This window comes from Pseudoalteromonas sp. SCQQ13 (assembly GCF_015864415.1).
In the GTDB taxonomy this organism is placed as follows: Bacteria; Pseudomonadota; Gammaproteobacteria; order Enterobacterales; family Alteromonadaceae; genus Pseudoalteromonas; species Pseudoalteromonas nigrifaciens.
Window position 1 is genome coordinate 197,299 of sequence record NZ_JADYXG010000004.1, and the last position, 26,822, is coordinate 224,120.

Annotated in this window: 20 protein-coding genes; 11 read left to right on the forward strand and 9 right to left on the reverse strand. The window is 38.0% G+C overall.

From position 1 onward, the window contains the following. Positions 1-32: 32 nt before the first annotated feature. From I6F41_RS05275 to I6F41_RS05285, 3 genes are all read right to left on the reverse strand, one after another. A complete protein-coding gene (locus tag I6F41_RS05275; RefSeq protein ID WP_011329901.1) occupies positions 33-485 on the reverse strand; it encodes an NfeD family protein in 453 nt (150 codons plus the stop codon). Positions 486-506: 21 nt separating this feature from the next. Further along, positions 507-1,460, reverse strand: coding sequence for a slipin family protein (locus tag I6F41_RS05280; RefSeq protein ID WP_011329902.1), 954 nt, complete (start codon positions 1,458-1,460; stop codon positions 507-509). Between the two features lie 390 nt (positions 1,461-1,850). Next, complete coding sequence (locus tag I6F41_RS05285; protein ID WP_011329903.1) at positions 1,851-3,290, reverse strand: sensor domain-containing diguanylate cyclase; 1,440 nt, start codon at positions 3,288-3,290, stop codon at positions 1,851-1,853. A gap of 219 nt (positions 3,291-3,509) precedes the next feature. Between I6F41_RS05285 and I6F41_RS05290 the strand changes: the two genes are divergently transcribed. The 6 genes from I6F41_RS05290 to I6F41_RS05315 all read left to right on the forward strand — a co-directional run bounded on the left by I6F41_RS05290 (position 3,510) and on the right by I6F41_RS05315 (position 12,387). Continuing rightward, positions 3,510-4,400: a cation diffusion facilitator family transporter gene (locus I6F41_RS05290; RefSeq protein ID WP_011329904.1), complete on the forward strand. Its 891-nt coding sequence runs from the start codon at positions 3,510-3,512 to the stop codon at positions 4,398-4,400. 99 nt (positions 4,401-4,499) lie between these two features. After that, on the forward strand, positions 4,500-7,283 hold the full coding sequence (locus I6F41_RS05295; RefSeq protein WP_197107872.1) for a response regulator: 2,784 nt from the start codon (positions 4,500-4,502) through the stop codon (positions 7,281-7,283). 97 nt (positions 7,284-7,380) lie between these two features. Continuing rightward, the gene (locus I6F41_RS05300; protein ID WP_197107874.1) at positions 7,381-7,935 is read left to right on the forward strand and encodes an isochorismatase family protein; all 555 of its coding nucleotides are present in this window, start codon (positions 7,381-7,383) and stop codon (positions 7,933-7,935) included. A 212-nt stretch (positions 7,936-8,147) separates the two neighbouring features. Then, the gene (locus I6F41_RS05305; protein WP_011329907.1) at positions 8,148-9,614 is read left to right on the forward strand and encodes a methyl-accepting chemotaxis protein; all 1,467 of its coding nucleotides are present in this window, start codon (positions 8,148-8,150) and stop codon (positions 9,612-9,614) included. Next, positions 9,598-10,119, forward strand: a complete 522-nt coding sequence (locus I6F41_RS05310) for a DUF6436 domain-containing protein (RefSeq protein ID WP_197107875.1) — start codon at positions 9,598-9,600, stop codon at positions 10,117-10,119. The genes I6F41_RS05305 and I6F41_RS05310 overlap by 17 nt, the downstream gene beginning before the upstream one ends. 90 nt (positions 10,120-10,209) lie before the next feature. Beyond that, positions 10,210-12,387 carry a TonB-dependent siderophore receptor gene (locus I6F41_RS05315; protein WP_197107876.1) on the forward strand — a complete coding sequence of 726 codons (2,178 nt, stop codon included), beginning with the start codon at positions 10,210-10,212 and terminating at the stop codon, positions 12,385-12,387. A 78-nt stretch (positions 12,388-12,465) separates the two neighbouring features. Here the strand turns inward: I6F41_RS05315 and I6F41_RS05320 are convergent, their stop codons facing one another. Beyond that, on the reverse strand, positions 12,466-13,023 hold the full coding sequence (locus I6F41_RS05320) for a TMEM165/GDT1 family protein (RefSeq protein WP_197107877.1): 558 nt from the start codon (positions 13,021-13,023) through the stop codon (positions 12,466-12,468). A 571-nt stretch (positions 13,024-13,594) separates the two neighbouring features. Between I6F41_RS05320 and I6F41_RS05325 the strand changes: the two genes are divergently transcribed. Next, on the forward strand, positions 13,595-13,789 hold the full coding sequence (locus I6F41_RS05325) for a (2Fe-2S)-binding protein (RefSeq protein WP_011329912.1): 195 nt from the start codon (positions 13,595-13,597) through the stop codon (positions 13,787-13,789). Positions 13,790-13,869: 80 nt separating this feature from the next. Here the strand turns inward: I6F41_RS05325 and bfr (I6F41_RS05330) are convergent, their stop codons facing one another. The 5 genes from bfr (I6F41_RS05330) to I6F41_RS05350 form a co-directional block, all read right to left on the reverse strand. Continuing rightward, positions 13,870-14,334 carry a bacterioferritin gene (gene bfr / locus I6F41_RS05330; RefSeq protein ID WP_011329913.1) on the reverse strand — a complete coding sequence of 155 codons (465 nt, stop codon included), beginning with the start codon at positions 14,332-14,334 and terminating at the stop codon, positions 13,870-13,872. Positions 14,335-14,348: 14 nt separating this feature from the next. Further along, entirely contained in the window at positions 14,349-14,819 is a 471-nt protein-coding gene (bfr, locus tag I6F41_RS05335; protein ID WP_011329914.1) for a bacterioferritin, read from the reverse strand. Between the two features lie 252 nt (positions 14,820-15,071). Further along, entirely contained in the window at positions 15,072-17,207 is a 2,136-nt protein-coding gene (locus I6F41_RS05340; RefSeq protein ID WP_197107878.1) for a TonB-dependent receptor, read from the reverse strand. A 72-nt stretch (positions 17,208-17,279) separates the two neighbouring features. Continuing rightward, complete coding sequence (locus I6F41_RS05345; RefSeq protein ID WP_197107879.1) at positions 17,280-18,350, reverse strand: PepSY-associated TM helix domain-containing protein; 1,071 nt, start codon at positions 18,348-18,350, stop codon at positions 17,280-17,282. A gap of 92 nt (positions 18,351-18,442) precedes the next feature. Continuing rightward, a complete protein-coding gene (locus tag I6F41_RS05350; protein WP_179808292.1) occupies positions 18,443-19,306 on the reverse strand; it encodes a cation diffusion facilitator family transporter in 864 nt (287 codons plus the stop codon). 254 nt (positions 19,307-19,560) lie between these two features. Here I6F41_RS05350 and I6F41_RS05355 point away from each other — a divergent pair, with 254 nt between their 5' ends. From I6F41_RS05355 to I6F41_RS05370, 4 genes are all read left to right on the forward strand, one after another. Beyond that, on the forward strand, positions 19,561-24,318 hold the full coding sequence (locus tag I6F41_RS05355; protein WP_197107880.1) for a PAS domain-containing protein: 4,758 nt from the start codon (positions 19,561-19,563) through the stop codon (positions 24,316-24,318). A 12-nt stretch (positions 24,319-24,330) separates the two neighbouring features. Continuing rightward, positions 24,331-24,813 carry a GNAT family N-acetyltransferase gene (locus tag I6F41_RS05360; protein WP_011329920.1) on the forward strand — a complete coding sequence of 161 codons (483 nt, stop codon included), beginning with the start codon at positions 24,331-24,333 and terminating at the stop codon, positions 24,811-24,813. Between the two features lie 157 nt (positions 24,814-24,970). Continuing rightward, the gene (locus I6F41_RS05365) at positions 24,971-26,335 is read left to right on the forward strand and encodes a DNA-3-methyladenine glycosylase 2 family protein (protein WP_197107882.1); all 1,365 of its coding nucleotides are present in this window, start codon (positions 24,971-24,973) and stop codon (positions 26,333-26,335) included. A 272-nt stretch (positions 26,336-26,607) separates the two neighbouring features. Beyond that, a partial coding sequence (locus I6F41_RS05370; RefSeq protein WP_197107884.1) for an RRXRR domain-containing protein occupies positions 26,608-26,822 on the forward strand: 215 nt, incomplete at its 3' end.

Sequence of the window (26,822 nt, forward strand, 5' to 3'; positions counted from 1 at the left end):
ACTGTTTAGAAAAATATAATTGCTGTAGGTTTTTAAATGCTTTGAACCCACATTACACCAACTTCTTTTTTAGTTACTTTAACTTGCGTACCGGCGCTAATGGGCTGTTTGCTTTTAAGTTGCCAGCTAATGCCAGAATACTGATGAGTACTTAACCCTTCAATAGTCACATCTTGGTTAAGTACAAAAGTCAGCTCTGCAAAGTCGCTATTAACTGGTTTACGCTCAACATTATTTTGCATCCGCTTTAGGGGCTTCCAAAGCAATATAGAAATTGCAGCTGTTATTAGAGTATTACTCCAAAGCGCAGTAGTCATAGAGTCGGCTAATATTCCCATACTCATGAGCAGCCCGGTTATAAATAACGATAAGCCAAAAAATAACAATATAAAGGTAGAGAGCCCCAATACGGCTACTTCTATGATCAGCGCAAGAACCCCAAGTACCATTAAGGTTTGTGGTAAATTTTGGGTAATAAATTCCATACCGACTCCTTTATTTAGTTATTAGCCTTGATGCTTTTTATTTAAGCTATTAATAATGGCCATACCTTGTGCAACCATTGAGCTTGCATCGGTGGCATTATCAGGAAGCAATACAATTGATGACTCTCTGGCAATGGCTTCTTTTGCAGCTATTGCTTTAGTTGCTAAATCAAGCTGAATTGCTTTTTGACCTTGCTCTGTATCGGCAGCTTCACCCACTTTACGCAGGGCTTCGGCTTGTGCTTCGGCAACTGCAATAATTGCTTTTGCTTCACCTTCTGCGCGTAAAATTTGTTCTGCCTTTTCACCTTCAGCACCTAATACCTGTGCTTGTTTACGCCCTTCGGCCACATTGATATTGGCTTGACGGTCACCTTCAGATTCAAGTATTTGTGCGCGTTTAACTCGCTCTGCTTTCATCTGTGCTTCCATCGCTTCCATTACAGATTGTGGTGGCACAATATCTTTTATTTCGTAACGTAATACTTGAATACCCCAAGGCTCTGCCGCTTGGTTGATAGAAGTTACAATATTAGTGTTCAGTACGTCACGCTCTTCAAAAGTTTTATCTAATTCCATTTTACCAAGCTCAGAACGCATGGTTGTTTGCGAAAGCTGAGTTACAGCAAATATGTAATCATCAACGCCGTAGGTTGCTTTATATGGGTCAAGCACACGGAAATACAAAACACCATCTACAGTAAGCGAAATATTATCTTTAGTGATTGCCGACTGTGAAGGCACGTCTTGTGCTTGTTCTTTTAAACTGCGATCTGCAGCAATACGATCAATAAATGGGATGATAAAGTTTAGACCTGCTTCTTTAGTTGATTGATACTTACCAAAGCGTTCTATTAACCAAGCGCGGTTTTGTGGTACAAATTTAACACTACTTTTTAGCAGTACTAAAACAAAAATGAGTAAAAATGCTTCAACGGTAAATATTGTATTGAGCACTTGTGCAATCGGGTCCATGTAAATATTCCTTCTAATAATAAAGAGTTAACAAGTTGAATTGTTAGTGTTGTTTATAATTTCAACGTTGCTAGAGTAACATTACTGATGTGGTTTCACTATAAAATAGTCAGGGTCTGTTGATCTTTCAAGGTTAAATTTACAGCAGTGTGTTTGGTATTTAGGCAAGGCAGAGCCTATGTGGTGTGGTTATTCCCCATAAATAGGCGATAACGTAGCATCAATGCCAAACATGCGCTGCCCGAAGGGTTCTGCCTAGGGGCGATTGACTCTTTGTTACTCGGTTTTCACTTAGCCCACTAGGTTACAAACCTCGCGCCGTGATTAAATCGCCCCTAGTTTGAACAAATTTTAATCCGCAAGGGTCAACAGACCCTAGTAAGGTGATATTCAATTACTTTCAAAAAACTGACAAATTTTATTACGGCCCGTTTCTTTAGCTTCATATAAGGCTGCATCAGCATTATTAATAATTGTTTCGGGGCGGGTGTTTTTAGTTGGATATGTGCTATAAAAGCCCACGCTAAGTGTGAGTGTTTTTGCAACACTAGAGTCGCTATGTACTATGTTTAGCAGCGCTATTTTTTGTTGTAATAATAATGCAAATTGATGGCACTCTGCTGCGTTAAGCGAAGGCAAAATAATTGCAAATTCTTCCCCACCATAACGCGCAGCTAAATCACCTTCGCGCCTGCAAAGTTTATTTAGTGTTTTAGCAACTTGCTTAAGTGCGTCATCGCCTTTTTGGTGGCCATAATTGTCGTTATAGCGTTTAAAAAAGTCTATATCGCACATAATTAAGCTAAGTGAATGCTTATTACGAGCACAACGTTGTATTTCACTTTTAAGTGTTTCATCAAAACAGCGGCGATTGGCAATATTAGTTAAACCATCGGTATTAACTAATAAACTTAATTTTTGATTAGCAGTAATAAGTTGTTGCTGGGCTAGTTGCAGCTTTTTTTTGTAATCTATATTTTTTAATGCGTTGGCAATTATTTCGCCCACTAATTTTATTCTGATCAGATCAATGTGTGTCCATGCGCGCTTAAAATTAACACAGTCACAGCCTATAAAACCAATAAGCTCTTTATCAAAAAGGAGCCCTATGCATAAAACAGATTGTATTTTTTGTATCTGAAACTCAACTTTTTCAGCGTTTGCTGCTTGAGGTAATTTTAAAACATCGTTTACCTGAAACAAATGCGTAGCGTTCATTACTTCAAAAAAGTAGGGTAGCTCGGTTTTTGGCACATTTTGTAATCTTTGTTTGAAAGGTTCAATGCCTTCATTCACCCATTCGTGGGTGTTAGTAATGGTTTCGTTGTCGGTATTAAATTCAAATAAATAACTACGATCGGCAGCAAATGCAGTGCCAATGGCTTTTAACGCAAAATTAATATGCAAATCTATATCATCATTTTGTATGTCGATTAAGTCTGTTGATATTTCAGAAATAACCCGATCAAAATTATAGAGCTCAATTACATCGCTTTTTAAAGGCTCTAAACACAACATAGAAACAGAATCAGATAATTGGGTAAGGGCGATATTTAACGGTATGCTTTGTTGTTGTTTTTTTAGCTGTATATTAGTGCTAGTTTTTGAATCGAATAATGACTCAATAGCAATATGTTTATTATTATGCACGCTCAGGAGGGTGACAGCATTAAATGCAGTGCTATCTAAATTGTCGCAATGCTTTAAATCAAATAAAATTTGCGCCGCAGTATTAACACAATAAGTATTATTTTTATTGTCGTATAATAAAATAGCTAAACTGAGTTTATTTAAAACCTGCCACAATTTTAGTATTGAGTCATCACTCACTTGTTTCTCCAAGCTAAACATTAAACGTTATTATTTTTATAATATATTGTTATTTTTATACCTTTTTAAATACTTTTAGTACAGAAGTTTCTATTTTCCCAATTTTTTAGTGCGTTTATTAGGTTTACGTATTATAATTGATACTGTATATCATTACGTATTCCCCGTTGAGCTTTTTCGAAGCTTACTTTGTTTTAAGTATAGGTACTTAAGTATTTCATGACCGAAATAACGACACATAAAGCTTCCCGTCGCCGTTTATTAATTGCTTTGGCGATCACCTGCTCTTTTATGGTTATTCAATTAATAGGCGCATATTACGCCAACTCACTAGCAGTATTAGCCGATGCAGGGCACTTGTTTGTTCATAACAGCTCTTTATTTATTGCTTTAATTGCCTCGAGCTTGGCGATTCACTTTGCTAAAACCTATAACGATGGCTATCAGCGTGCTGAGTTAGTAGGAGGCCTTATAAATGGCTTTTTATATTTAGCAATTAGCTTGGTTATATTGTATGAAGGTGGCGAGCGTTTTATGCACCATCATGAAGGCAACGAACTTGAAATAAATAGCTTTTTAATGTCGGCCATTGCCGCGCTTGGTTTTTTGTTTCATGGTGCCGCTGCTTGGGTGTTATATAAAGGCCGTAAAGCGAGTATTAATGTATATGCGGTGTTTTTACACTCGTTTTTTGACATTATATCTACTATTTCTACTTTTATAGCCGGAGTGTTAATTTACCTGACTGGTTGGGATATTATCGATATTTTATCGAGCATGTTAATTGCTTCATTCGTTTTATTCACCGGTATTAAGGTTATTATAAGTTGCGTTAAAGGGCTGTACATAAATAAAGATAAACTCCCTAAAGTAGCTAAAGTTGAGCAAGCAATTACCACAATTCAGCATGTAAAAAATGTGCATAATGTAACTGTAGTACGAAAAGATAAAACGGTAATAGTGGGTGCGCATATAGTGCTAAAAAAACACTGCACCATTGAAAAACACGATAAAGCATGTCGCTTAAAGGTCGAAAACCTGTTGCGTTCAAAATTTAATGTAACAAATAGTGTGTTACAAATTGAAAGTAGTTGCAGTAGTGTTAATTAAACTTGGCAAATTGCAGCATATGGCTTAGTTTAAGCTATATGTAAATAATAGCTGTTGTAGGAACAAATTGAATCAACAGCAATTTATTGGAATCTAATTATGCCTTTACTAGCAAGTAAGCATCGCTACTTTAACTTTATTGTGTCGTGTTTATTTGGTATTACCGCTGCTTTTGTAAATACCCTACCAATCTTATTTATTAATAGTTCTGAGTTTTTATTAGGGCAATTTTTTGTTCTTTTAAGCTTATTATTATTTGGCTGGCGCTATTCGTTAGTTGTGTTTACTTTAAGCACCCTAGGCATATTTTATCGTTGGGGGCATGCTTGGCCTTCAATCGTTTTTGGTTTAGAAATACTATGGGTGTACTTTTTTTGTCTGCGCTATTCTAGGCCTTTATTTTTTAGAGGAATGCTGTTTTGGCTTGTAGTAGCAATGCCATTACTGTGGGGGTTTGGGCATTACTTTCTTAATATTAGCTTTTTACCTTTGGTTACTGCGCTTGCTAAATATTGTTTAAATGCCGCCATTTATTTATGCGTAATTGATTTATTTAGTTTCTTTTTTAATCGCCATTCTTGGTCTCGCCATTATGGTTCTTTGTATAAAATCCTTAATTATATTGTAACTTTGCTCGTTATTTTAGTGGTAGTGCTTACCTCAATTGTGCTTATTAATAACCATTACTCTAGGGTTGAATACGAAATAAACTCACAACTAAACGAAAAGTCCCAACAAATAGCGCAAAGCCTAGATTTATATTTAGAAAACCATCGCAAAGCAGTAATACTGACTGCACAAAATATTAGCGTAGGGCATAGCCCACAAAGTGCTATTGAGCTTTTAGGGAAGTTATATCCTGGGTTTATAACTGCTATAAGTACCGATGAACTTGCCAACGTAAATTACTTTTATCCCACAACGTCAAAAACACAGCAGTTAAAAGGTAAGGCTGTTGCTAATGTTGCTGATCGCGATTATTTTTACCAAGCAATTGATTCTCAAAATGGATTTATTTCTGGTATTTTTAAAGGAAGAGGGTTTGGACAGCAATCAATAGTGGCAATATCGGCCCCTGTTTATAATAACCAGCAGTTTAAGGGGATAGTAGAAGGCTCATTGTTATTTGAAAACTTTAGTGATTTACAACCTACCTTATTTAAGCGCCAAGCCGACTTAATTATATTAGATAAAAGCAATCAGGTAGTATTTTCAACCTTAAATGACTTTAAGCAGATGCAAACCCTTAGCAAACAAGATGTAGTTGCGCTGCAAAGCCTTAAACAAACAAGCGCATTTACAGCAACAAACGCGCAGCAATATTACTCAAAAGACACTACATCGGCATTAAATCATTGGCGTATTTTCACATTAATGAATAAAAAGTATGCCAATAATGTTGCAGCCCAAGCGTGGGGGCAATCTCTGGTGTTGATCTTATTTATAATAGTACTAACCAGTGTTTTTATTACGCAGCTAAGTAAGTGGTTAGTAACGCCGATAATAAAGTTAACCGAGCAAATAGATAACTTCAAAACCGATGAACAAACAGTAGGGTTAGTTTCGCATACTGATACCTGGTACGAGGTTGAAAAGTTACAACAACAGTTTGCAAGTTTAGCCCTTAAGATGACTAATAACTTTAATAAGTTACGTACCGCAAACAGTAAAAATGAAGCGTTAAATAATCAGCTTAAAAACTTTAATTTAAAGCTTGAGCAACAAGTTAAAGATAAAACACAGGAGCTAATTAAAGCTGTAGGGGTTGCTAATAAAGCAAATAAAACTAAGTCATTATTTTTGGCCAATATGAGTCACGAAATTCGCACTCCGCTTAATGGTATTTTGGGCATGACTCAGTTGCTAATAAAAAATTCTAAAATTGCTGCTGATGAACAAAATGAGCTGCAAATGATCCAACAAAGTGCCCATAACTTACTGCTTATTTTAAATGAGATACTCGACTTTTCTAAAATAGAAGCTAATGCGTTAAAGTTAGATGTGCAACCAACTGAAATTAAAAAACTAATTCGCCAATTAGCCACTGTTTTTGATAACTCGGGATTAAGCGCTAACGTTACATTTAAGCTAACTATTGCCTCAGAATTACCGCCATTTATAGCATTAGACTCACTACGCTTTTCTCAAGTTATCAACAATATACTCAGTAATGCGGGTAAATTTACTGACACTGGTTTAATTACTATGGATTGCTTTGTAGAGGATGATTGTTTGTTCATTAAAATTACCGATACTGGTATTGGTATTTCTGCGCTGCAACAACAAAATTTATTTATAGAATTTACACAAGCTGATGTTTCCACTACCCGAAAATATGGCGGCACTGGACTTGGGCTAACAATTAGTAAACGATTAATTGAGCTGATGGGCGGCTCGCTTACCCTGCGCAGTGAAGAAGGGGTAGGAAGCTGTTTTAAAATAAAAATCCCACTCATTCTAAGCCAGGCTCCAGTTAAGGAGATAGCCGACAGTTCTGTTCCTGATTTAGCAGCAAAACGTATTTTAATCGTAGAGGATAATCCAATTAATCAAATAGTAATCACCAAAATGATGATTGCAACGGGATGCGAGATAAAAACGGCAAACGATGGCCTTGAAGCGTTACATTGCTTAGAAAGCTACCCCGCAGATTTGATTTTAATGGATTGCCAAATGCCCAATATGGATGGCTATCAATGCACACAAAAAATACGCAAAATGCCAAATGATTGTAAAAACGTATTAATTTTAGCTATTACTGCCAATGCGTTTGCCGAAGATAAAGAAAAATGCTTAAACGCCGGTATGAATGACTTTATAGCCAAACCCATCAATAAAAATGAGTTGTATCAGTGTATTAATAACTTATTTAAGCCTAGTTGAACAATACTAACAGCGAGCAGAGTAGCTTTGTTTTGGTGTTCGTATTAGAGTGAGCTAGTTACAAGCAGTTAACACTAAACAGGACAGTGGAGGAAGTATGAGCAAAATGAGTAATGTGGATGCTTTACGCAGTGTGTTATTAATTATTGATATACAAACGAAACTTGAGCCAGCCATAGCTGACTTTAGCGCTATTTTAAAGTGCTCATTACAGTTATCGCAAGCCAGCTTAGTGCACAAAATACCGACCCTTATTACAGAGCAATATAAAAAAGGTTTGGGCGCAACCAATCAAACCTTACAGGATGCTTTGCCACAAGCAGATTATTTTCATAAAACCCACTTTAGTGCCTGTGCAGAGCCCGGGTTTTTAGCGCAACTCGCTAAGTATACTCGCCCGCAAGTCGTGGTTATTGGTACCGAAGCGCATGTTTGTGTGTTGCAAACATGCTTAGATTTATTGCAGTACGGCTATGAGGTGATCATTGCAGTTGATGCGATAGGTTCACGTAACGAAAATCACAAAATAATTGCTACTGAGCAACTACGCCAAGCCGGTGCGATCATTGCCAGTACCGAGAGCATTATTTTTCAATGGACCAAGCAAGCAGCAACACCTAACTTTAAAAAAATATTACCTATTATTAAATAGCCAACTTTGTTTGAGCTTAAACTTATTAGCTTGAGTAAATAACAATTAACTAGGTAAATATATTTAAACAAAGTAATTAACTTGTTTGCTTTGTTAAGTTAAGTATAACATTTCAGCATTTTTTGCTTGTTAGGGGTAACCGATGAACTTTTTTAAACTTTAATACGTATTACCTCGCTTAATTTTATTAAAAAACTTAATTTAAGGCTACTATGTCTAGTGTTGCGCGTTTATTTACGGTTATTTTTAGCCTCTTATTTATAGAATCAATAGGTGTTGGTTTATATTTTGGCACATTGAGCGAAGCCTTTATTGTTGGCTTACCGCTTTGCTTATTACCAATTTGGCTATTAAAAACCCAACCTAATAGTGCTTTAACGCCCCACGTAGTCGCTGCTGCCATTATGATGTTTTCTTTTTTACATATTCAACAAACCTATGGTTTGATTGAAGTGCATTTTGAAATATTTATTTTAATGGCAATGTTAATTATGTTTGTACAATGGCGTGTTTTTATAACTGCTATTGTGTTTGTTGCTGTGCATCACTTATCGTTTTATTACTTACAAACTCAAAATACAGGTTTTTACGTGTTTGATCCAGATAGGCTTGCCTTTACAACAGTGCTAATACACGCAGGTTATGCCATTGTTGAAGTGTTTGTTGCAGGCTATATTGCTAAAACATTGCAGCGCGAACGTAGTGCTGGGCTATCGCTAAGCTCAGCGACAGAGCAAATAATGCAAGACCCTAATCATATTAAACTTTCTTTACGTGCTGATGATCAAAAAAGCCAAGCGGTAGCCGGCTTTAATACCTTATTAGAGTATTTGTCAGATGTAATTAAACAAGTAAAAACTCAATCAGAGTCATTAAAGGTAAGCTCACAAGAGCTGATCCAAGTGCACGATGAGTTAACCGAAGGTGCAGATCAGCGCACCCAACAAACCGACGATATTGCAAGTTCTGGTGCGCAAGTTGCTCATGGCTTTAAACTTGTTGAGCAAGAAAGTGAAGTATTAAAACACCAAGTAGATAATATTACTCAAGCTGCGACCAATGCCTTGCAAGAAGTGTCACAAACAGACAGTAAAAGCAGAGAGCTATTAACACTACTTAATCATACGGAAGAGCAAATAAATCATCTTGTTGGCGCAGGCGACGTAATATCGGGTTTACTTAATGAAATATCGGGAATAGCAGATCAAACTAACTTACTGGCTTTAAATGCCGCAATTGAAGCCGCTAGAGCCGGAGAGCATGGTCGTGGCTTTGCTGTTGTCGCATCAGAAGTGCGCTCACTTGCTACTAATAGCCAAGCAACTACGGCTAAAATAGCCGCTACGCTAAAAGATTTGGTTAGCAATAGCCGTACATCTACTCAGTCTATGAGTCAATGTGTTGATTTTGTAGTCGACTTAACAAAAATAAGCACCACGATGAAAGAAAACATTTCATCTATGAGTGAACAAATTAAAGCGGTATCAAGCAGTACTAGCTCAGTGGCTCAAGTAGTTGCCGAGCAAGCGGGTAATACGGCGCAAATAGCACTAAGCACAGACAAAATGCGCCAAAACCAATACCAAGACACAAAAATAGTTAAGCAGTTAACAGCTAAAGTACAGTTAATTGACGTAAGTATTGATGTATTAGAGCAAAGTATTGCAAAATTTAAGTAAGTCGAATTACTTTATTGTAGGGGTTGTTGCCTCGTGGTTTATACTGGTTGTGACTGGGCTGGTGTACTTTCAGCTTGGGCAACTAAAGCCGTTTGATGAATCGCAAATGCTAAAGCAACAAAATTGGTTTGAGCAATTTAAACAACAGTTAGTGGTTAGTAATACCGTGGCATCGCTTGTTATTATTACAGAGCAAAATTGCGGTTGTACTAAGCAAGCACAAGCGCACATTACGACGTTGCAAGCATTTGCAAAAAGTAAAGGACTTGCCGTGCAAGAGTTGCAACTTACACAACAACTTAAGCAAGCCATTCCAGCAACCCCTGCTGCTGTAATTATTGATAAAAATGGGGACTTTGTTTATGCCGGGCCGCTATCCGAAGGACTAGCGTGCTCGCAAGGAAGCGGTTTTGTAGAAACTGTTATTAGTAACTTAACAGCTGGGTTTAATTCACAGTTATTAATTGCTGACACTAAAGGCTGCTATTGCGTTACGAGTACATAGGCAAAGCTTTTATTTATATAGAATAATCAATTGCAAATGAGAGTGGTTAGCATTAACATGCGTTCACTGTATTATTGTTAGTTATCTCTCATGAAATTTACTCTTTTATCTATCGCAATCTCATCAATTATATTTAATTCTGCCAGTGTATTTGCCGCCGAAGAAGCTGAACAATCAACAACAGCACCGCCCTCAACAATACCGCTCAATAGCGCAACGGCTCAGAATAATATTGAAAAAATAGAAGTAGTAGGCCGTGCTTTTTCGTTATATAGGCCAACCGAGTCAGCATTTGGTACCCGTACAGATACCCCCTTAGAAAAAATACCTCAATCGATTCAAATATTACCGCAAGCGTTAATTAGTGACCAAGCAGCACGTCAAATTACTGATTTATATAGTAACATTGCAGGCGTTAATGGCTTTAGCTATTCGGGCGTAACATTTAGAGGCTTTCGTCAAGACGAAATTTTATACGATGGTGTAAAAGGTGACCCTTTTAATGGTTTTGCCGTACCGCAGTTATTTAATATTGAGCAAGTAGCAGTGCTTAAAGGCCCAAGTGGCGCGGTTTATGGTAGTGGTAATCCAGGTGGCATTATTAACTACATGACTAAAAAACCACAATATATTGCTAAAACTACAGTAGAACTAGAGCTTGGCAATGATGACTTTTTTAGTGGTGCTTTTGAATCTACAGGCAGTGTAAACAACGAGCAAACACAAGCCTACAGAGTGGGCGTGTATAAAGAAAGCCAAAATCCGTTTAGGTATAACACCGGCGAAGACAACACCATTATCGATTTAGGTTATCGCTTTGACTTTGATAATGCGTCAAATTTAGTGCTGCAATACACTAATATAGATCAAGACTTAGCAGGAGCCCGTTTACGTGGCGTACCTGTAGATGATAACGGCGACTTTATTGCTAATCGTGAGTGGAACCATAACGAAGCAAGCGATTATCAAAAAGTGTCAGCTGATGTGTATCAGGCAACCTATAAAAATGAGTTAAATGATATATTTAGTACAGATGTAACAGCGCGTTACTTTACTAATACCGAACAGCAAAACTATCACGAACCGCGGGGCTTGTTAGATACCGATAATGACGGTGTAGTTGATTGGAGTGAACGTGAATTTAGAGATCAAGCGCGCGAAAACCAAGGTTTGAGTTTAACTGCTAATTTAATAGCACAAACAACGATTGCGAATATGGAGCATGTGTTTTTAGTAGGCGCAGATTATTATGCTGCTAAATTTGATGCCATATACCGCACCGCCAAACAAGCAAGTAAAGGCGGGCCAGTACCTGGACTATCGTTAATCAATCCGCAATATGGTTTAACATCGGGCGCCGATTACGACTTACAAAGTATAACCCCACGATTTGTTAGCACTGAATCTAAAAGGCTCGGGGTTTATGTGCAAGATCAAGTAGATATTACTGAAAAGTGGAATATAACAGCGGGGCTACGCTACGATCACTTTAAAGATACTGATCAGATCAGCAATACTGAGTTTTCAGATAGTGATGTTACGGTGCGTATTGGCACCAGTTATAATATTAACGATACGTTTTTTCCATATGCGCTTTATGGTACAGGCTTTTTACCGCAAGATGCGGCAAGCCAATCTGAGTTAGTAGGTGGGCCATTCTCCCCAGAAAATAGCTATATTACAGAGTTAGGCTTGCGCACTAAATTATTTGATGACTCCTTGGCGATTAATATCGCGACCTATCAAATTGTGCGTAAAAATATTTTGCAAACAAGCTTACTACAAAATGATTCGGGTATTGACCAGCTAGAATCGCTAGGTGAAGTGCAAAGCGATGGCTTTGAGCTAGAGGTGGTTGGCGACATAACCGATAGCTGGGTAGTAACGGCCAGTTACGCGTATAACGATACCCGTATAAACGAGCAAAGCGAAGGCTTTTCAGCGCAAGCTGCTGGTTCTGATAAGTTTGCCAATGCCCCCCAAAATACTGCAGGCATATGGACTCGCTATGACCTACCCAGCATTAACTCATCTATTGCTGCTGGCCTTGATTATGTTGATCAGCAAGTAAGTTTAGATGGCACCCATGTAAAGCCCTATACCATTTACAATATGGCCTGGAAAACTCAGTTAGAAAACTGGACGTGGCAAGTATCAATTAAAAATGTGTTTGATAAAGAGTACGCATCAAGCGGCTTTATTAATCGCACTGGGCATTTTCCGGGTGAGCCAAGACGTGTTTACTTATCGGCTAAATATCAGTTTTAATACTTAAGCTGATGTGAAATTAAAAGCCCTCGTTTATGGATAATGAGCAGAGGGCTTTTAATAATAAAAGTATTGAGCCTAAATAGTTGTTAAGCCATATAGCCCTAACAGCACAAAAACACTGGCTGCAATTATTCGCACTTTATTTAAAGGAATACGTTTTAGTAGCGCATTACCTGCATAAATAACCGGTACGTTGGCAATTAACATACCCACAGTTGTACCAATAGTAACCCACAATACTGATTGATATTGTGCGCCAAGTAGCACAGTGGCTATTTGTGTTTTATCGCCAATTTCAGCAATAAAAAACAATACAAAAGCGACTAAAAATGCGCCATAGCGATCGTATTTATGGCTCACGGCTTCATCTTTATCAGGAATAAGCAGCCAAAGGCCAACCACAATAAAACTAATATTCACAACCCAAGGTAGGTACTCAATAGCAAAATTACCACTAAGCCAATCTCCTAACCAAGCAGATAAGCCATGATTAATAATAGTTGCGACTAATACACCTAAAATGAGTGCAATTTTATTATGAAAGCGAGCGGCGAGCAGTAACGATAAAAGCTGAGTTTTATCGCCTATTTCCGCAAGGGCAACAGTGACGGTTGAAGTTAAAAACATTTCCATTACAACTACTTACAGGCGGGAGCACTAAACCAAGGCAAATAGCTATCTCCCGCCTTGAGGATAGTTATCTACCTAGGTCTCGCCGATAATGCTTGCTACAACATTACAAACTTACCACGCACGTGAGGTGCAATTATGTTGATAAGTTTACTTGTGACACCAATAATATTAAAGCGTGGTTATTGTAGCGATATACAAGGCTATAATTACTCACTTTTCCAACACGATTGATATTACTAAGCGGGCTACTCCCCTAAGAGACGCGCATTATTCCACAAACCTTTTAGATAGTAAATCTTGAACCATAGATTAAGCGCTATAAGTAATTAAAACGAATAGCTCAAGCGTACAGGTGCTCAGTGGTTGTTTTAAAAATTGAATACAGGGCCTCAACGGACATACAATTTTGGAACATATATTTTTTTAAACAGTCGCTGATTATTTTAACCTGTGTAGCACTGCTTAAAATAAGATCAAAAAATAACATGATTAACTGCAAAAAGTGTTTGATAACCATTACCATTTAGATTAGTATGCACCTACTAAATGTAATTGAGAGTGGTTTGTATTCATGTATATTTGTCTATGTCACGGTGTGACCGATAAAAAAATTGAACAAACAATTGACGATGGTGCAACAACCATGCGTGAGTTAACTAAAGAGCTTAAAGTGGGCAGCCAATGCGGTAAGTGTTGTGGTTGTACTAAAAAGATCCTTAATCGTAAGCTTATTCAAATTGCCGATATAACGGATCAGGTTGCTTAATTAAGTTAAAAATTACATTACAAAATTTAGATATAAAAAAAGCAGCTTTAAGCTGCTTTTTTTATGCGTGTTAATTACTATTACAGCTGCGACTGTAGGTAGTTTTCTAAGCCGGTATTTTCAATCAGTAATTGCTGAGTTTCTAACCAATCAATTTGCTCTTCTTGTTCATTTAAAATGTGATCAAGGGCTTCACGAGTAATATAATCTTTTTTACTTTCAGCCAGTTTAACTGCGCTACGTAACTCATCAATTGTATCAAGTTCAAAGCTCATATTGGCTGCAATCATTTCTTCGCTGTTTTCACCAATACGTAAACGGCCTAAATCTTGTAAATTTGGTAAGCCTTCTAAAAACAAAATACGCTCAATTAAACGATCGGCGTTTTTCATTTTTTGAATTGATACTTTGTAGTCTGCTTTATCTAATTTACTAAAGCCAAAATCTTTAAACATACGTGCGTGTAAAAAGTATTGGTTAATACCAACAAGCTCGTTAGCGAGTACTTTATTTAGTGCTGCAATAACGTCTTTATCGCCTTTCATACTATATACTCCTACTAAGCCATTTGTGCTTGATGATAATTTTGCGTTCCAATCTTATCAATTAAACCAAGTTGCTGTTCTAACCAGTAAACATGATCTTCTTCGGTATCAAATAATAGTTTTTCTAAAATGGCACGAGATTGATAGTCTTGTTGTTCTTCGCATATTGCGATTACGTCTTTTACGCTAGCTACTACTTCAAGCTCAAGTGTTAAGTCGTTTTGCATCATGCTTTTAACATCGGTGCCAATTAATAAATCACGACGTTTAGTCATGTTAGGCACACCTTCTAAAAATAGAATGCGTTTTATTAACCAGTCACAATGATCTTTCTCTTCTTCCATTTCGTGGTTAAGGCGCTCATAAAGTTTAGCTAATCCCCAGTCATCGTACATGCGCGAATGAATAAAATACTGGTCAATTGCTGCTAATTCGTTGGCTAACAATGTATTAAATGCGTCGATTACTTTTTGATTACCTTTCATGATAGATCACCTTAACAAGTTCAATTGCGACCAGTGTAGTGCAAACTGCAGCTATTGCAAGTTTTCTCTATAAAAATCATTATGTTACTATTGGTTTTGATTCTTATTTAAGTTTGCGTTATTACTTGGTTTGTAAGCAGTTTTTAATTTTTATAATAGGTATTGTTAATTGAGCGAGATGAGGGTTAATACACATATTTAATATAATTTAAAAAGGCATGCTTAACATGCCTTTAAAGTTACTTAAATCAGTTAGAATTGATATTTAGCACCGAGAGTTGCCGTAGTGCCTAGCCCTTTAATATTGTAGCCACCATAAGTATATGATTGCGCACGAGCAGGGTAGTAGTCGCTGTTAAATAAATTTTCGACCCCAAAATAGCTGCTCCATTGTGGAGTAATTTGATATTGACCACTCAAATTAACTATATCGTAACTACTTACAGGACCTTGATCGCCAACGTATTGGCCTTGTTCGTTTTTATCAAAGCGCTTTCTATCGCCAACGTATAAATAGCTAAATGTAAGAGCTATGTCGTCGCTGGCCTGCCACGCTAAATTGGCTGTCGCTTTTGGTGGGCTAATTTGTTTAGCACCTAAGTATTCATCGGCTTGGGTATCTTTACCTTCAACGTAGCTATATGTGGCAACTAATTTAAGTTGTGGGGTAATGGCATAATTTACTAAGCCTTCAAAGCCCCATATTTTTTGCGGCGCGCGTATTGGCTCATAAACGCCTGTTACATCGTTAAATTTATTGCTGGTTCCTAGCTCAGACGTGCTTTTATATGCTGCTACTTCAAAGCGCAGGTCATCAAATTGTGAGGTGAAACCTACTTCGTAGTTATCTATAATTGATGCTTGTGTTTGAATAAGCGCTATATCGTTTACAGTAGCTGCGCGCAATAGTATGCCTATGTCTGATATATCAGAGCCCTGCGAGTAACTAAAAAATGGGCTAAAGGCAGGGCTTAAATTATATTTAATGCCAGCATTGTAAGTTGTTGCATCGTAATCTATGGTATCGCCGCGCACACTTAGTGGTACTGAACATTGCGTAGCGGTTCTGCATAGCTTTAATGTTTGATAGTCGGCTACCGTTAAATCTATGCTTTCTTTTCTTACACCGGCTTTTAAAATAATATCGTCGTTAATTACCCACTTTGTTTGTAAAAAACCAGCAACACTATCCATGTCCATTTCAGGAACCCATATACGGCCATCAACTAAAGGTTGTGAGGTTTTATCGTTTAGGGCATCAATACCATATATTAAGGTGGTTGTTAGATTATCAAAGTCAAATTGGCTATTAAATGTGGCTCTTGCGCCTAGTTTATCTGACTTTATAACAGATTGACCACCGCTATAACCATCATCAAGATTGGCTAAATTAGTTGAAAAGAAAAATACATTTTCTATATTTTGCTTGTACAGATCTAAGGTCATTTGGGTGTTATCGAATAAGGCGTAATCTAGGTATTTAAGAGTAATATTTACATTGCCTTCGGGGCCTTGCGGTTTACCTGGTTTTTGCAGCTCTTTGGGTACGTGAATCGCATAGGTTTTTTCACCTATGTTACCGTCGCCAGTAACATCCCCTAAATCAGTTTTTTGCTGTGAGCTATAAAAGTTATAACTAAACTCTAGTTGCTTATCATCATCAAAATCGTAGCTTAGTTTAGTAAAGTAGTTTTGTGTTTCTGAGTCGGACAAACCATATTGCAAGCCTAAAATATCACCCTCTGAATCACGTTGTACACCGTTTTGCTCGTAACTGGCGCTTATTAAATAGCTAAACTTATCTAAGCCACCATTTATAGCTGCCGATATTCTTGCACCGGCACTTTCATCAAGCTTAACAGCACTAAAGCGGCTAGAAATACTAATTACGCCCTCAGGCTGGCCGTCACTTTTCGCTTGTTTTGTTATGTAGTTAATTATGCCGCCAGCAGCGCCATTACCATAAATAGAGGTTGCTCCTTTAATAACCTCTATGCGTGCAATGGCACTGGCATCTAGCGTTTTTATGCCTAATGAACCGTTACGCAGTGGAGTTGACTGTGGCACGCCGTCAATCATAACTAAAGGTGCGCGACCACGCAGTGTTTGCCCTGAGTTACTGGAGCTGCCGGTGCTAGGAGCCAATCCTGGTACCATTTGTGCGAGTAAGCTGCTTAGTTCTGGGTTTACTTTTAAGTGTTGTTGAATTTGCTGCTGATTTATAACAGTAATTGAAGCAGGAACTTCATCAATACTTTCAAATATACGACTACCCGACACAATAACGTGTTCTAACTGATCAACAGAATATTTGTTTTTACTATTTTCATCGGCAATTGCGCAAGCACTAACAGCGACGCTAAGTAAGCAAAGCGAGGTTTTTAACATGGTAACTCAGATAAATAATTAATTTTGGTAATGATAACTATTAACAATAATGACCACAAGTGTTAATGATAATTATTTTCGATTGCGTCTTTTTAACCAAAAGTAAACACCCGTTACAATAAAAAAGCTCAGTGATAGGGTTATTAGTAGCCATAAAAACTGTACAACTGGCCCAGCAAAATTACCAATATGAAAGGCATATTTAAAGTTCCATGCTTGTGTGGTGAAATTGGTTTTACTGGCGTCAAATGAGTTTAATACTTTACCAGTAAATGGATTAGTCCAAACCCAGCTGTAAGCGTGGCTTTCGCCGGGATTTTGTATTCTTAAAGCAATCGCGTCATCCGCTTTTTTAGGCAGGTATACCCTATATAGCTCACCTTCTGGAAATATGGCTTGAGCATTATTAATTGCTAAATTGTATTGTAATTCGGTATTTTTAAGCACAGGTATTTTGGGAGGCGCAGGTCTGTTTGTTACTTTATTTTGTGTTACCAGTTCTAAAACAGACTGCGTTTGCGTTTTCCAATTAAACGCCATACCCGTAAAGGCAATCAGTATTAATGGCACAAAAAAGTAAACTCCCAACACAGTATGCAGCTGATACAGCAGTACTCTTAGTTTTGCTTTAGGTTTTATAGCTAAACGTTTTATCCGATTTTTAGGTTTTACCCATAAATAAAAGCCTATTAATACGTTTATTAACAGCAGTAATGCACATACCGACATCCAATTTTTAAATGGTTTATTACCGTCACTGCTCTCAAATAATAACCAGCGATGCAAAGCAAGCGTAAAACCATAAATTGTATCTGTACTTTGGTAAGTATAAATAACATTGCTGGTGTAGGGGTTTACGCTCGCGTAGTGATTATTAGCTAATCTAAACTGCCATGCCATAGTAGGGTTTTGTTCAGGCATTAAAAAAACAGTTTTTTGTTGGGTTTGAGTTTGCACACTGTTTATTAAAGTGTCGAAATTTAGCGGTTTTTCTGCAGGCGTTACTAGCCATTTTTCGGGCTGGATAAGGTGTTGTAGATCTTTTGCGTAAATTAACACCGCTCCGCTGAGGCTCACTATTAATAAAAACAACCCGCTGAGTAGGGCAAGTGTCAAATGAATTTTACGTAACCAAAGTTTCAAAAACGGCATCTCAATTGTGAGCTAAGAACCCTAATTGTAAATGATAATGAGAGCAGTTTTCAATTGAAAGTTTGTTTATAAAGCTATTTTTATTATAAATTATTGTGCTTTTCTATTATGCAGTTTTCAATATTAAAATTATGCTGTAAAAAGTGTTTAACGGCTGCTAAATCAAGTGAGTTATGAGCGTTAATCAGCAGTTCGCAATGGCTGGTTTTATCATCTAATTGCCATACTTTTATAGCTATTACTTGCTCTATATTAAAGTTTTTGGTGAGAGCGCATGTAACAGCTTGGGTATCAAAGTTATTAGGCGCAGCTTGCATTAAAATGCGACAGCTTTGTTTAAGCAGTAACACGCCATGGTAAATAACATAAATAGAAATTAAAATTGTCGCAATTAAATCAACTATATACCACTGGTACAAAATAATTAAAGTACCTGCAACAATAACCACAACAGACGCCATCGCATCAGATACATTATGAATAAAAGCTGCTCTTATATTCATACTGCTATTTGCGCCAGCTCGGTAAGTTAAAAGTGCAGTGATTAAATCTATTAGCAGGGCAAATGCAGCCACCCACACTATGATCCAACCATCAATTGGCTGCGGGTTTAAATAACTGCTCATAGCTTCAAAAATTAAATACACACCTATCAGTATTAATGTACTGCTATTGAACAAAGTAGCTAAAATTTCGGCGCGCTTGTAGCCAAAGTGATGTGTGTTATCGGCAGGTTTGTTACCAATTTTACGCGCAACAAGGGCAATAAATATAGCGGCTGCATCACTAAGATTATGCAGTGCGTCTGCCATGAGTGACAAACTGCCAGAAAATATTCCGCCAATAACTTGCGCAACAGTAAGCAGAACATTAATGGCAACAGCTAGCGCGAGTTGCTTGTTACTTTGGCTGTCGTCTACATGGCTGTGTGCATGGTCATGACCCATAATATCCCCAAGTAACTACTTATATTAAGATTGTTATATCACGAGCAGCTTAAAACAGCTACGCGGGGCTTGATGAAACTTAGCTAACTCATTGTGTCTACTTAGGCGTATATTTAGTTAAAAGCCAGGTAGCAGTACTGTTTGTAAAACACATAAAAAATTCATGGGCTTATTAGCGCAAAACTTGCGTCTTAGGCTTTTTAATGCATTAATACATAGTATTAAAATGGGTAAAATTACTAGGTAATTCAGGTATGAATAAAGGTTTGAGCTTCACAAAGCTAGCAGGTAAAGGACAATCTGTACAAAGTAAGCTAACTATAGCCTTTGTAGTTATTGCATTAATACCTTTGTGTTTGTTTTCTTGGCTGAGCTTTAAGCGAATAAATAATACATTAGAACAACACGCCCAAACTGAATTACAACAGGTAACAAATATTGCTCAGCAGTTTAGTCGCTTTTGGCTGGCTGATTATATTAAAGATTTTAAGTTACTTAAAAACCAGTTAACGACTAACTCTGTGCAACAACAAAGTGCAATAACTGAGTTTGTTAATGTATACGAATTTGTAAATAATGTAGAGCTAATAGATAGCGCAGCTTTGCTTGCTACACCTACATCTTCTTTTATTAGCAAAATAGCTCCTCAATCGTTAACTAATATCCATACTAGCTTGAGTGAGCATGCAACGCCTTCATTTCAATCATTTTTAATTGAAAAACAACCACATTTTATTATTGCGCTTGGTATATATAATACGGAGCAACAATTAAGCCGTATTCTTTTAGCCGATATAAACCCCCAGTGGCTAATGAATCAATTAAATGCAATGTATGCTAAAAACAGCGAGCTTAGTTTTAGTTTATTGCCAAGTAATAGTTTGCCTTTATTAAACCAACAGCCATCAACAGAGCAAACATTATTAAATAAAACACAATTAATGCAAAAAACGTTTACCTATAACAACGAAAATAATGATGTAATGTATGGCTTTGTTAGTCAGCTGAATTTTATGGGTGATCAAAGCTGGCTGCTATTAGTGTCTAAGCCGAATGTTCAGGAGCTAACAAATACTTATTCTATTAAGTATTTTGCTTTGGCAACACTGCTTATGTTGTTGGCTGTTTTAGCGTGCTCTTGGTGGTTTGGTCGAGTATTGTTTCATCCATTAAGGCGCTTAACAGCCCTTGTTGATAAAATTACCAAGGGGAAAAGCACCCAAGTACCTATTGTACCCGACAGCCAAGAGTTTAATTTGTTATCGAGTAAGCTGTGTAAGTTGGCCGAAAATAAACAGCAACAACTAACAGAGTTTTATAAACAAGGGGCTGAACTACAGGTTGTGCTAAGGCACTTAGCAGAGCAAAAAAGTGCACTTGATGAGCACGCGATTGTGGCTGCAACGGATTTAAAAGGCACTATCACTTTTGTTAATAAAAAGTTTTGTGAAATAAGTGGTTATGACGAACACGAGTTAATAGGTAAAAATCACCGTATTCTTAATTCGGGCACTCACCCAAAACAGTTTTTTAAAGAAATGTACCAAACCCTAAAACAGGGAAAAGTATGGCATGGGAAAATATGTAATAAAGCCAAGCAAGGTAATTTATATTGGGTAGATACCACCATAGCGCCATTTTTAGATGAAAATGCTAAGCCACAGAGCTATATAGCCATTCGAACAGATTTAACCGCATTAAAGTTACAAGAAATAGAGCTAGAAGAGCATAAAGCACAACTACAGTTGGTAATAGACACTACCGCTGTGGGAATTTGGGATTGGTACATTGACACAGGTAAAGTCACTTTTAATCACCGTTGGGCTGAAATAATTGGCTATACCTTAGATGAGTTAGGCCCAGCAGTAATAGGCACTTGGTATAAGTATGCCCACCCAGACGATTTAATCGTTTCGGAGCAAAAATTAAACGCTCATTTTTCTGGTGAAACAAACTATTACGTCAATGAAGCACGTATGAAACATAAACAAGGTCATTGGGTATGGATACTAGACACTGCAAAAGTGGTTGAATGGAATGATGATGGCTCACCAAAGCGGATGATAGGTACCCATTTGGATATTACAGAACAAAAAGCAACAGAGCTAGAATTACAAAATAGTCGTGACCAATTTGCCTCGTTAGTAGGTAATATTCCAGGCATTATTTACCGCTGTAAGTACGATAAAGTGTGGACTATGCTTTATATGAGTAAGCAAACTAAAGAGCTTACGGGTTATGACGCTGAGGCAATATTAGAGAATAAGCAGTTAAGTTATTTAGAAATAATTTACTCGGACGATCGTGACGATATTGAAAAAACGATTATTAAGTGCATTGACGAGCACACGCCTTGGTCTGTTGAATACCGGATCATAACGCAAGGTAATGAAGTACGTTGGGTAAATGAAAAAGGCCAAGCCATTTATGACACTGACGGAAACGTATTATATTTAGATGGTTTTATACTCGATATTACAGAGCGTTATCAGGCGCAATTAAAAATAACACGTCAGCAAAGCCTGCTTGAATCTATGAGTAAACAGGGGCAAATAGGTGCGTGGGAAATAGACTTAAAAGCGCAAACGCTTTATTGGTCAGACGAAGTACGCGCAATTCACGAAGTGCCAGAGAGTTACTCTCCAGATATAGCCACCGCAATAAATCATTATAAAGAAGGCTATCACAGAGATAAAATTAATGCCCTTTTTGAAAGTGCAATAAGTAGTGGGAAAAGCTGGAATATTGAGCTTATTATTGTTACTTACACTGGCCAAGAACGTTGGGTTAAGTCAATAGGGCAAAGTGAGTTTGAAAACGGCCAGTGTATTCGTGTTTTTGGCTCTTTTCAAAGTATTGATGCACATAAGCGACTTGAACTTGAAAGCGAAAAAGCCAATCGTTACAACAAAAGCTTAGCCATGCTTACTGTTGCACCTGAAGTGCAAAGCAGTGATGTGGCAGAGGTGAAAAAATTAGCCGTTAAGTCTATGTGTGAAGTGCTTGATGTACAGCGCGCTTCTATTTGGATTTTTAACGAACAACGCGATTTAATGATTTGCCATAGTTTAAATATACAAGGGCAAGGTGTTGATTGCTGTAATGCACAGCTCAGTGCAGAGGATTACCCTGCCTACTACGAAGCTATTTATAAACAAAACTTAATAGCCATTGACGATGTTTATAATCATCCCGCTACCGTTGATTTTATTGAGCACTATGCAAAACCTAATAATATAAAATCTATGCTAGATGCCGTTATTACAACCGGTGACGGAAATTTAGGTATTTTATGCGCAGAAACCGTTGGGGAGTTTCGCCAATGGACGCAAAGTGAAGAAACCTACTTACGCTCTTTAGCAACTTTAGTAGGCAGTACCTTAGTGTCACAACGCCGTAAACAAACCGCTGAGGAATTAAAAATAGCCTTGGTTTTGGCAAAAGAAGCCGGTGTTGCTAAAAGTCAGTTCTTAGCAACTATGAGCCATGAAATACGTACGCCAATGAATGGTGTTTTAGGCATGCTTGAGCTTATTCAGTTAGAGCAACTGCCCAAGCCAATTGAAACTAAAGTAGCAATTGCTAAAACCAGTGCGCATTCATTACTGGGTGTAATAAACGATATTTTAGATTTTTCAAAAGCAGAAGCAGGTAAAATTGAGCTAGAGAGTATTAACTTTAATGCCCGCGATTTAATTGGTGAAGTAGCCGCAGCGCAAGCATTAACAGCTCAAAATAAAGGCATAGAAATAATTTTAGATTTGGTTGCCTTAGAGCCATCGCAGTTAAGTGGCGATCCAGGGAGAATACGCCAAGTATTAACTAATTTATTAAGTAATGCCGTTAAGTTTACAAACGAAGGCGAAGTGGTGGTTAGCGCATCTATTGAGCGTATTGAGGCCCAGCTAATGCTGCAAGTTAGCGTAAAAGATTCTGGTATTGGCATTAGCAAAGAAAAACAACAACAGTTATTTGCGCCTTTTATGCAAGTTGATGCGTCTACTACTCGAGAATATGGAGGCACTGGCCTTGGTCTTGCTATTAGTAAGCAGTTATGTGAACTAATGGGAGGCGCTATTGCAATTAAAAGTAATGCTGGCCAAGGGAGTGAGTTTATCGTCACCATGGAGGTGCTAAAGGGCGATCAACAAGAGCGCTATATGCCAAAGGCTAATATTAATGGGTTAAGTATATTGGTGGTTGATGATAACGAAACAAATCGTTTGGTTATTTCAGAGCAGCTCAAGCACTGGGGAGCTAATGTTGAGCTGGCAAATAATGCCGAACATGCGCTGCTAATTTGTGAAAATAGAGTTAAAAACAATCAGGGCATGTATGACATAGCTGTATTAGACATGCAAATGCCCGGCATGGATGGCATAGAGTTATGTGAAGTATTAAAAGCGCATGCAGATTACAAACATATGCCATTAGTAATGATGACCAGTATTGCAGGCTTAGAGGGGGCTCAGCGCTATTCTGACGCAGGCTTTCAGGCTTATTTTCCAAAGCCAGTAACAACCGCCGATTTAATTTCTGCGCTTTCGGTTATTACTAATAGCGAGCAGCACGAAGCACTGCCATTGGTAACATCTGGGTATATTTCATCGTTGCGCAAAGCCAAAACCATTGAGCCTGCTAAAATATTATTGGTTGAAGATAATCCAATAAACCAGCAAGTATCTACTTTAATGCTTAAAAAGCTCAATTGCGAAACAGTCTTAGCCGAAAATGGTCAACGTGCTTTAGAGGAACTCGCAAAACATGAAGCAGGTTACTTTCAAGTTGTACTAATGGATTGCCAAATGCCGGTTATGGATGGTTATGATGCCACTATTGCAATACGTAAAGGTGAGGCTGGCGAGCAGCATAAAGCAATTAAAATTATAGCATTAACAGCCAATGCCATGGATTCAGACAAAGAGCGGTGTATTGCAGCTGGCATGAATGATTATTTAAGCAAGCCAATTGAACTTGATATTTTAAAAGATAAATTAGAGCAATATTTTTAAGGTTAAAGCAGTATGACAAACACAATCGACATTCGTGATGCGCAAGCAAGTGATGCAAAAACCATTTTGCACTTTATTAATGAGCTCGCTATTTATGAAAAAGAGCCACAAGCAGTTAAAACTAATGAACAAGCCATTTTAGATACCCTTTTTAGTGAAGGCGCAACAGCGCATAGCATTATATGCTTTGATGGCGACGAGCCCATTGGCTTTGCTGTTTATTTTTATAATTACTCTACCTGGCTTGGTAAAAACGGCCTCTACCTAGAGGATTTATATGTAAGCCCTGATAGCCGCGGTAAAGGGGCAGGTAAAGCAATAATGAAGCACTTAGCAAATCAAGCGCTGAATAAAAATTGTGGGCGTTTTGAATGGGTGGTATTAGATTGGAATAAACCCGCAATAGACTTTTACGATAGTATGGGCGCTAAGCCGCAAAATGAATGGATTATTTATCGCTTAACAGGGCAAGAGTTAATCGACTTTGCCAAATAAGGCAGAGTGCCTTTTAACACGTTACATAATAAACAGTAGCTTAACCATATAACTCCTGCCTTTGGTTAACTTATATGGTTAAGGTCCGAAATTGGCTAGTAAAGTGTGGCGTATACTTTAAGCTTAAGCTTCTTATTAGTAATTAGTGTGTGCGTTTATGAATGATAAACACTGGCAAAAAGCACGGCAGAGTCGCGATCCTCGTTTTGATTGGCTTTTTTATGTGGCGGTTAAAAGTACCGGTATATATTGTCGGCCAATATGCCCAGCCCCCACGGCTAATGAAATAAACGTTACCTATTATCAGTATGCACATAATGCTGCTAAAGCGGGGTTTAGACCCTGCATGCGGTGTAGGCCCGATAGTGCGCCGGGGAGCTTTGCTTGGCAAGGAGTTAAAACCACGGCACTGCGAGCAAAACAGTTAATTGATCAAGGTGCTTGTTATGATTGCGAAAAACTCGCGGCAAGGTTAGGGGTAAGTAGCCGTTATTTAAGGCGTTTATTTACTCAGCACTTTGGTATTTCGATCACGCAATACCGTCTTTTCAATCAGTGTCATTTTGCTAAAAAACTGATCCAAGAAACCACTCTACCGCTAACGCACATTGCTTTTGCAGCGGGATTTAATAGCATTAGACGTTTTAACGACGCATTTTTACAGCAACTAAATATTGCCCCTTCAAAATTACGCAGCAGCGATAAAGCACCTAGCTCTATTGTAAACTCAACTCTCAATTTAACTCTTCCCTTTAGACCGCCATATAATTGGCCTGCTATGCAGCAGTTTTTAGCAAAACGCTTAATTGCGCCTATGGAGTGGATAACAGCGACAAGTTATGGGCGTACATTTTCAGACGAGCACTGCAAAGGCAGTTTTAATGCCGAGTTTATAGCTCAAAAAAATCACTTTAAAGTGGCAATAACGATTAATAATACGCATTGCTTACAGCAAGTTATTACCAATATTCGGCGAGTACTTGATTTAGACGCCGATATAAATTTAATCACAATGCATATACAAGATAATATTAATAATGCATTTGCGGTGAGCGAAGGGCTGCGCCTACCAGGAATTTGGTCGAGTTTTGAAGCGGGCATTCGCGCGGTACTTGGGCAGCAAGTAAGTGTTACTGCTGCGCATAATTTAGTAACTAAACTCGTTAGTGAGTTGGGGGAGCAGTGCAACGGGGCTGTTTATTTTCCAACCCCACAGCAATTGGTAAACAGTGATTTTGCGTTTTTTAAAATGCCTCAAGCGCGTAAAAATGCATTGTATAATTTGGCGCAGTTTTGCACGTTAAACCCACAATGTGACGATTTAGATTTATGGCTAAATTTAAAGGGCATAGGCCCGTGGACGGTAAACTATGCAAAGTTACGTGGCCAAAGTCAGCCCGATATTTTACTCGATGGTGATTTAGGTGTTAAAAAAGCGCAAGCCGCTGTGGCCGTGTTTAACAGCGATAACTGCGCGCCATTTCGATCATATTTAACTTTTCAACTATGGCAGCAATTATAGTCAACTACTCACCCCTAAAGGGATGAGCTTGTAAAAGCGCTTGTTGACCAGACCACTAACTGAGGATTAGAAATGTTAGTAAACGATAATTTAGATGTAGAAACCTTGGAATGCCGCCTCAGTTCCAAGCTCTTTCGTGGCACTGTAAACAGTCCTATTGAGTTAGGGGCAGTCAACCACGTTGCGAAGCTAAATTATCTGGTCGAGAGGAAGTCGAATTTGCTGTGTGCCTCAAGCACAGTTATACGCACTACTCGAAGGAGATACGCGTTATGTTAGCGTATGTACTTAACAAGCATGGGAAACCTTTGATGCCCTGCAAGGCCGCTAAAGCACGTAAGCTGCTTAAAGCTGGCGAAGCTAAGGTAGTCAAACGTACCCCGTTCACAATCAAATTATTGCATGGGTCGAGCGGCCATACTCAGCACGTAGTTGCTGGCATGGACACTGGCAGTAAACACGTTGGCTGTGCAGCTATCGCAAATGG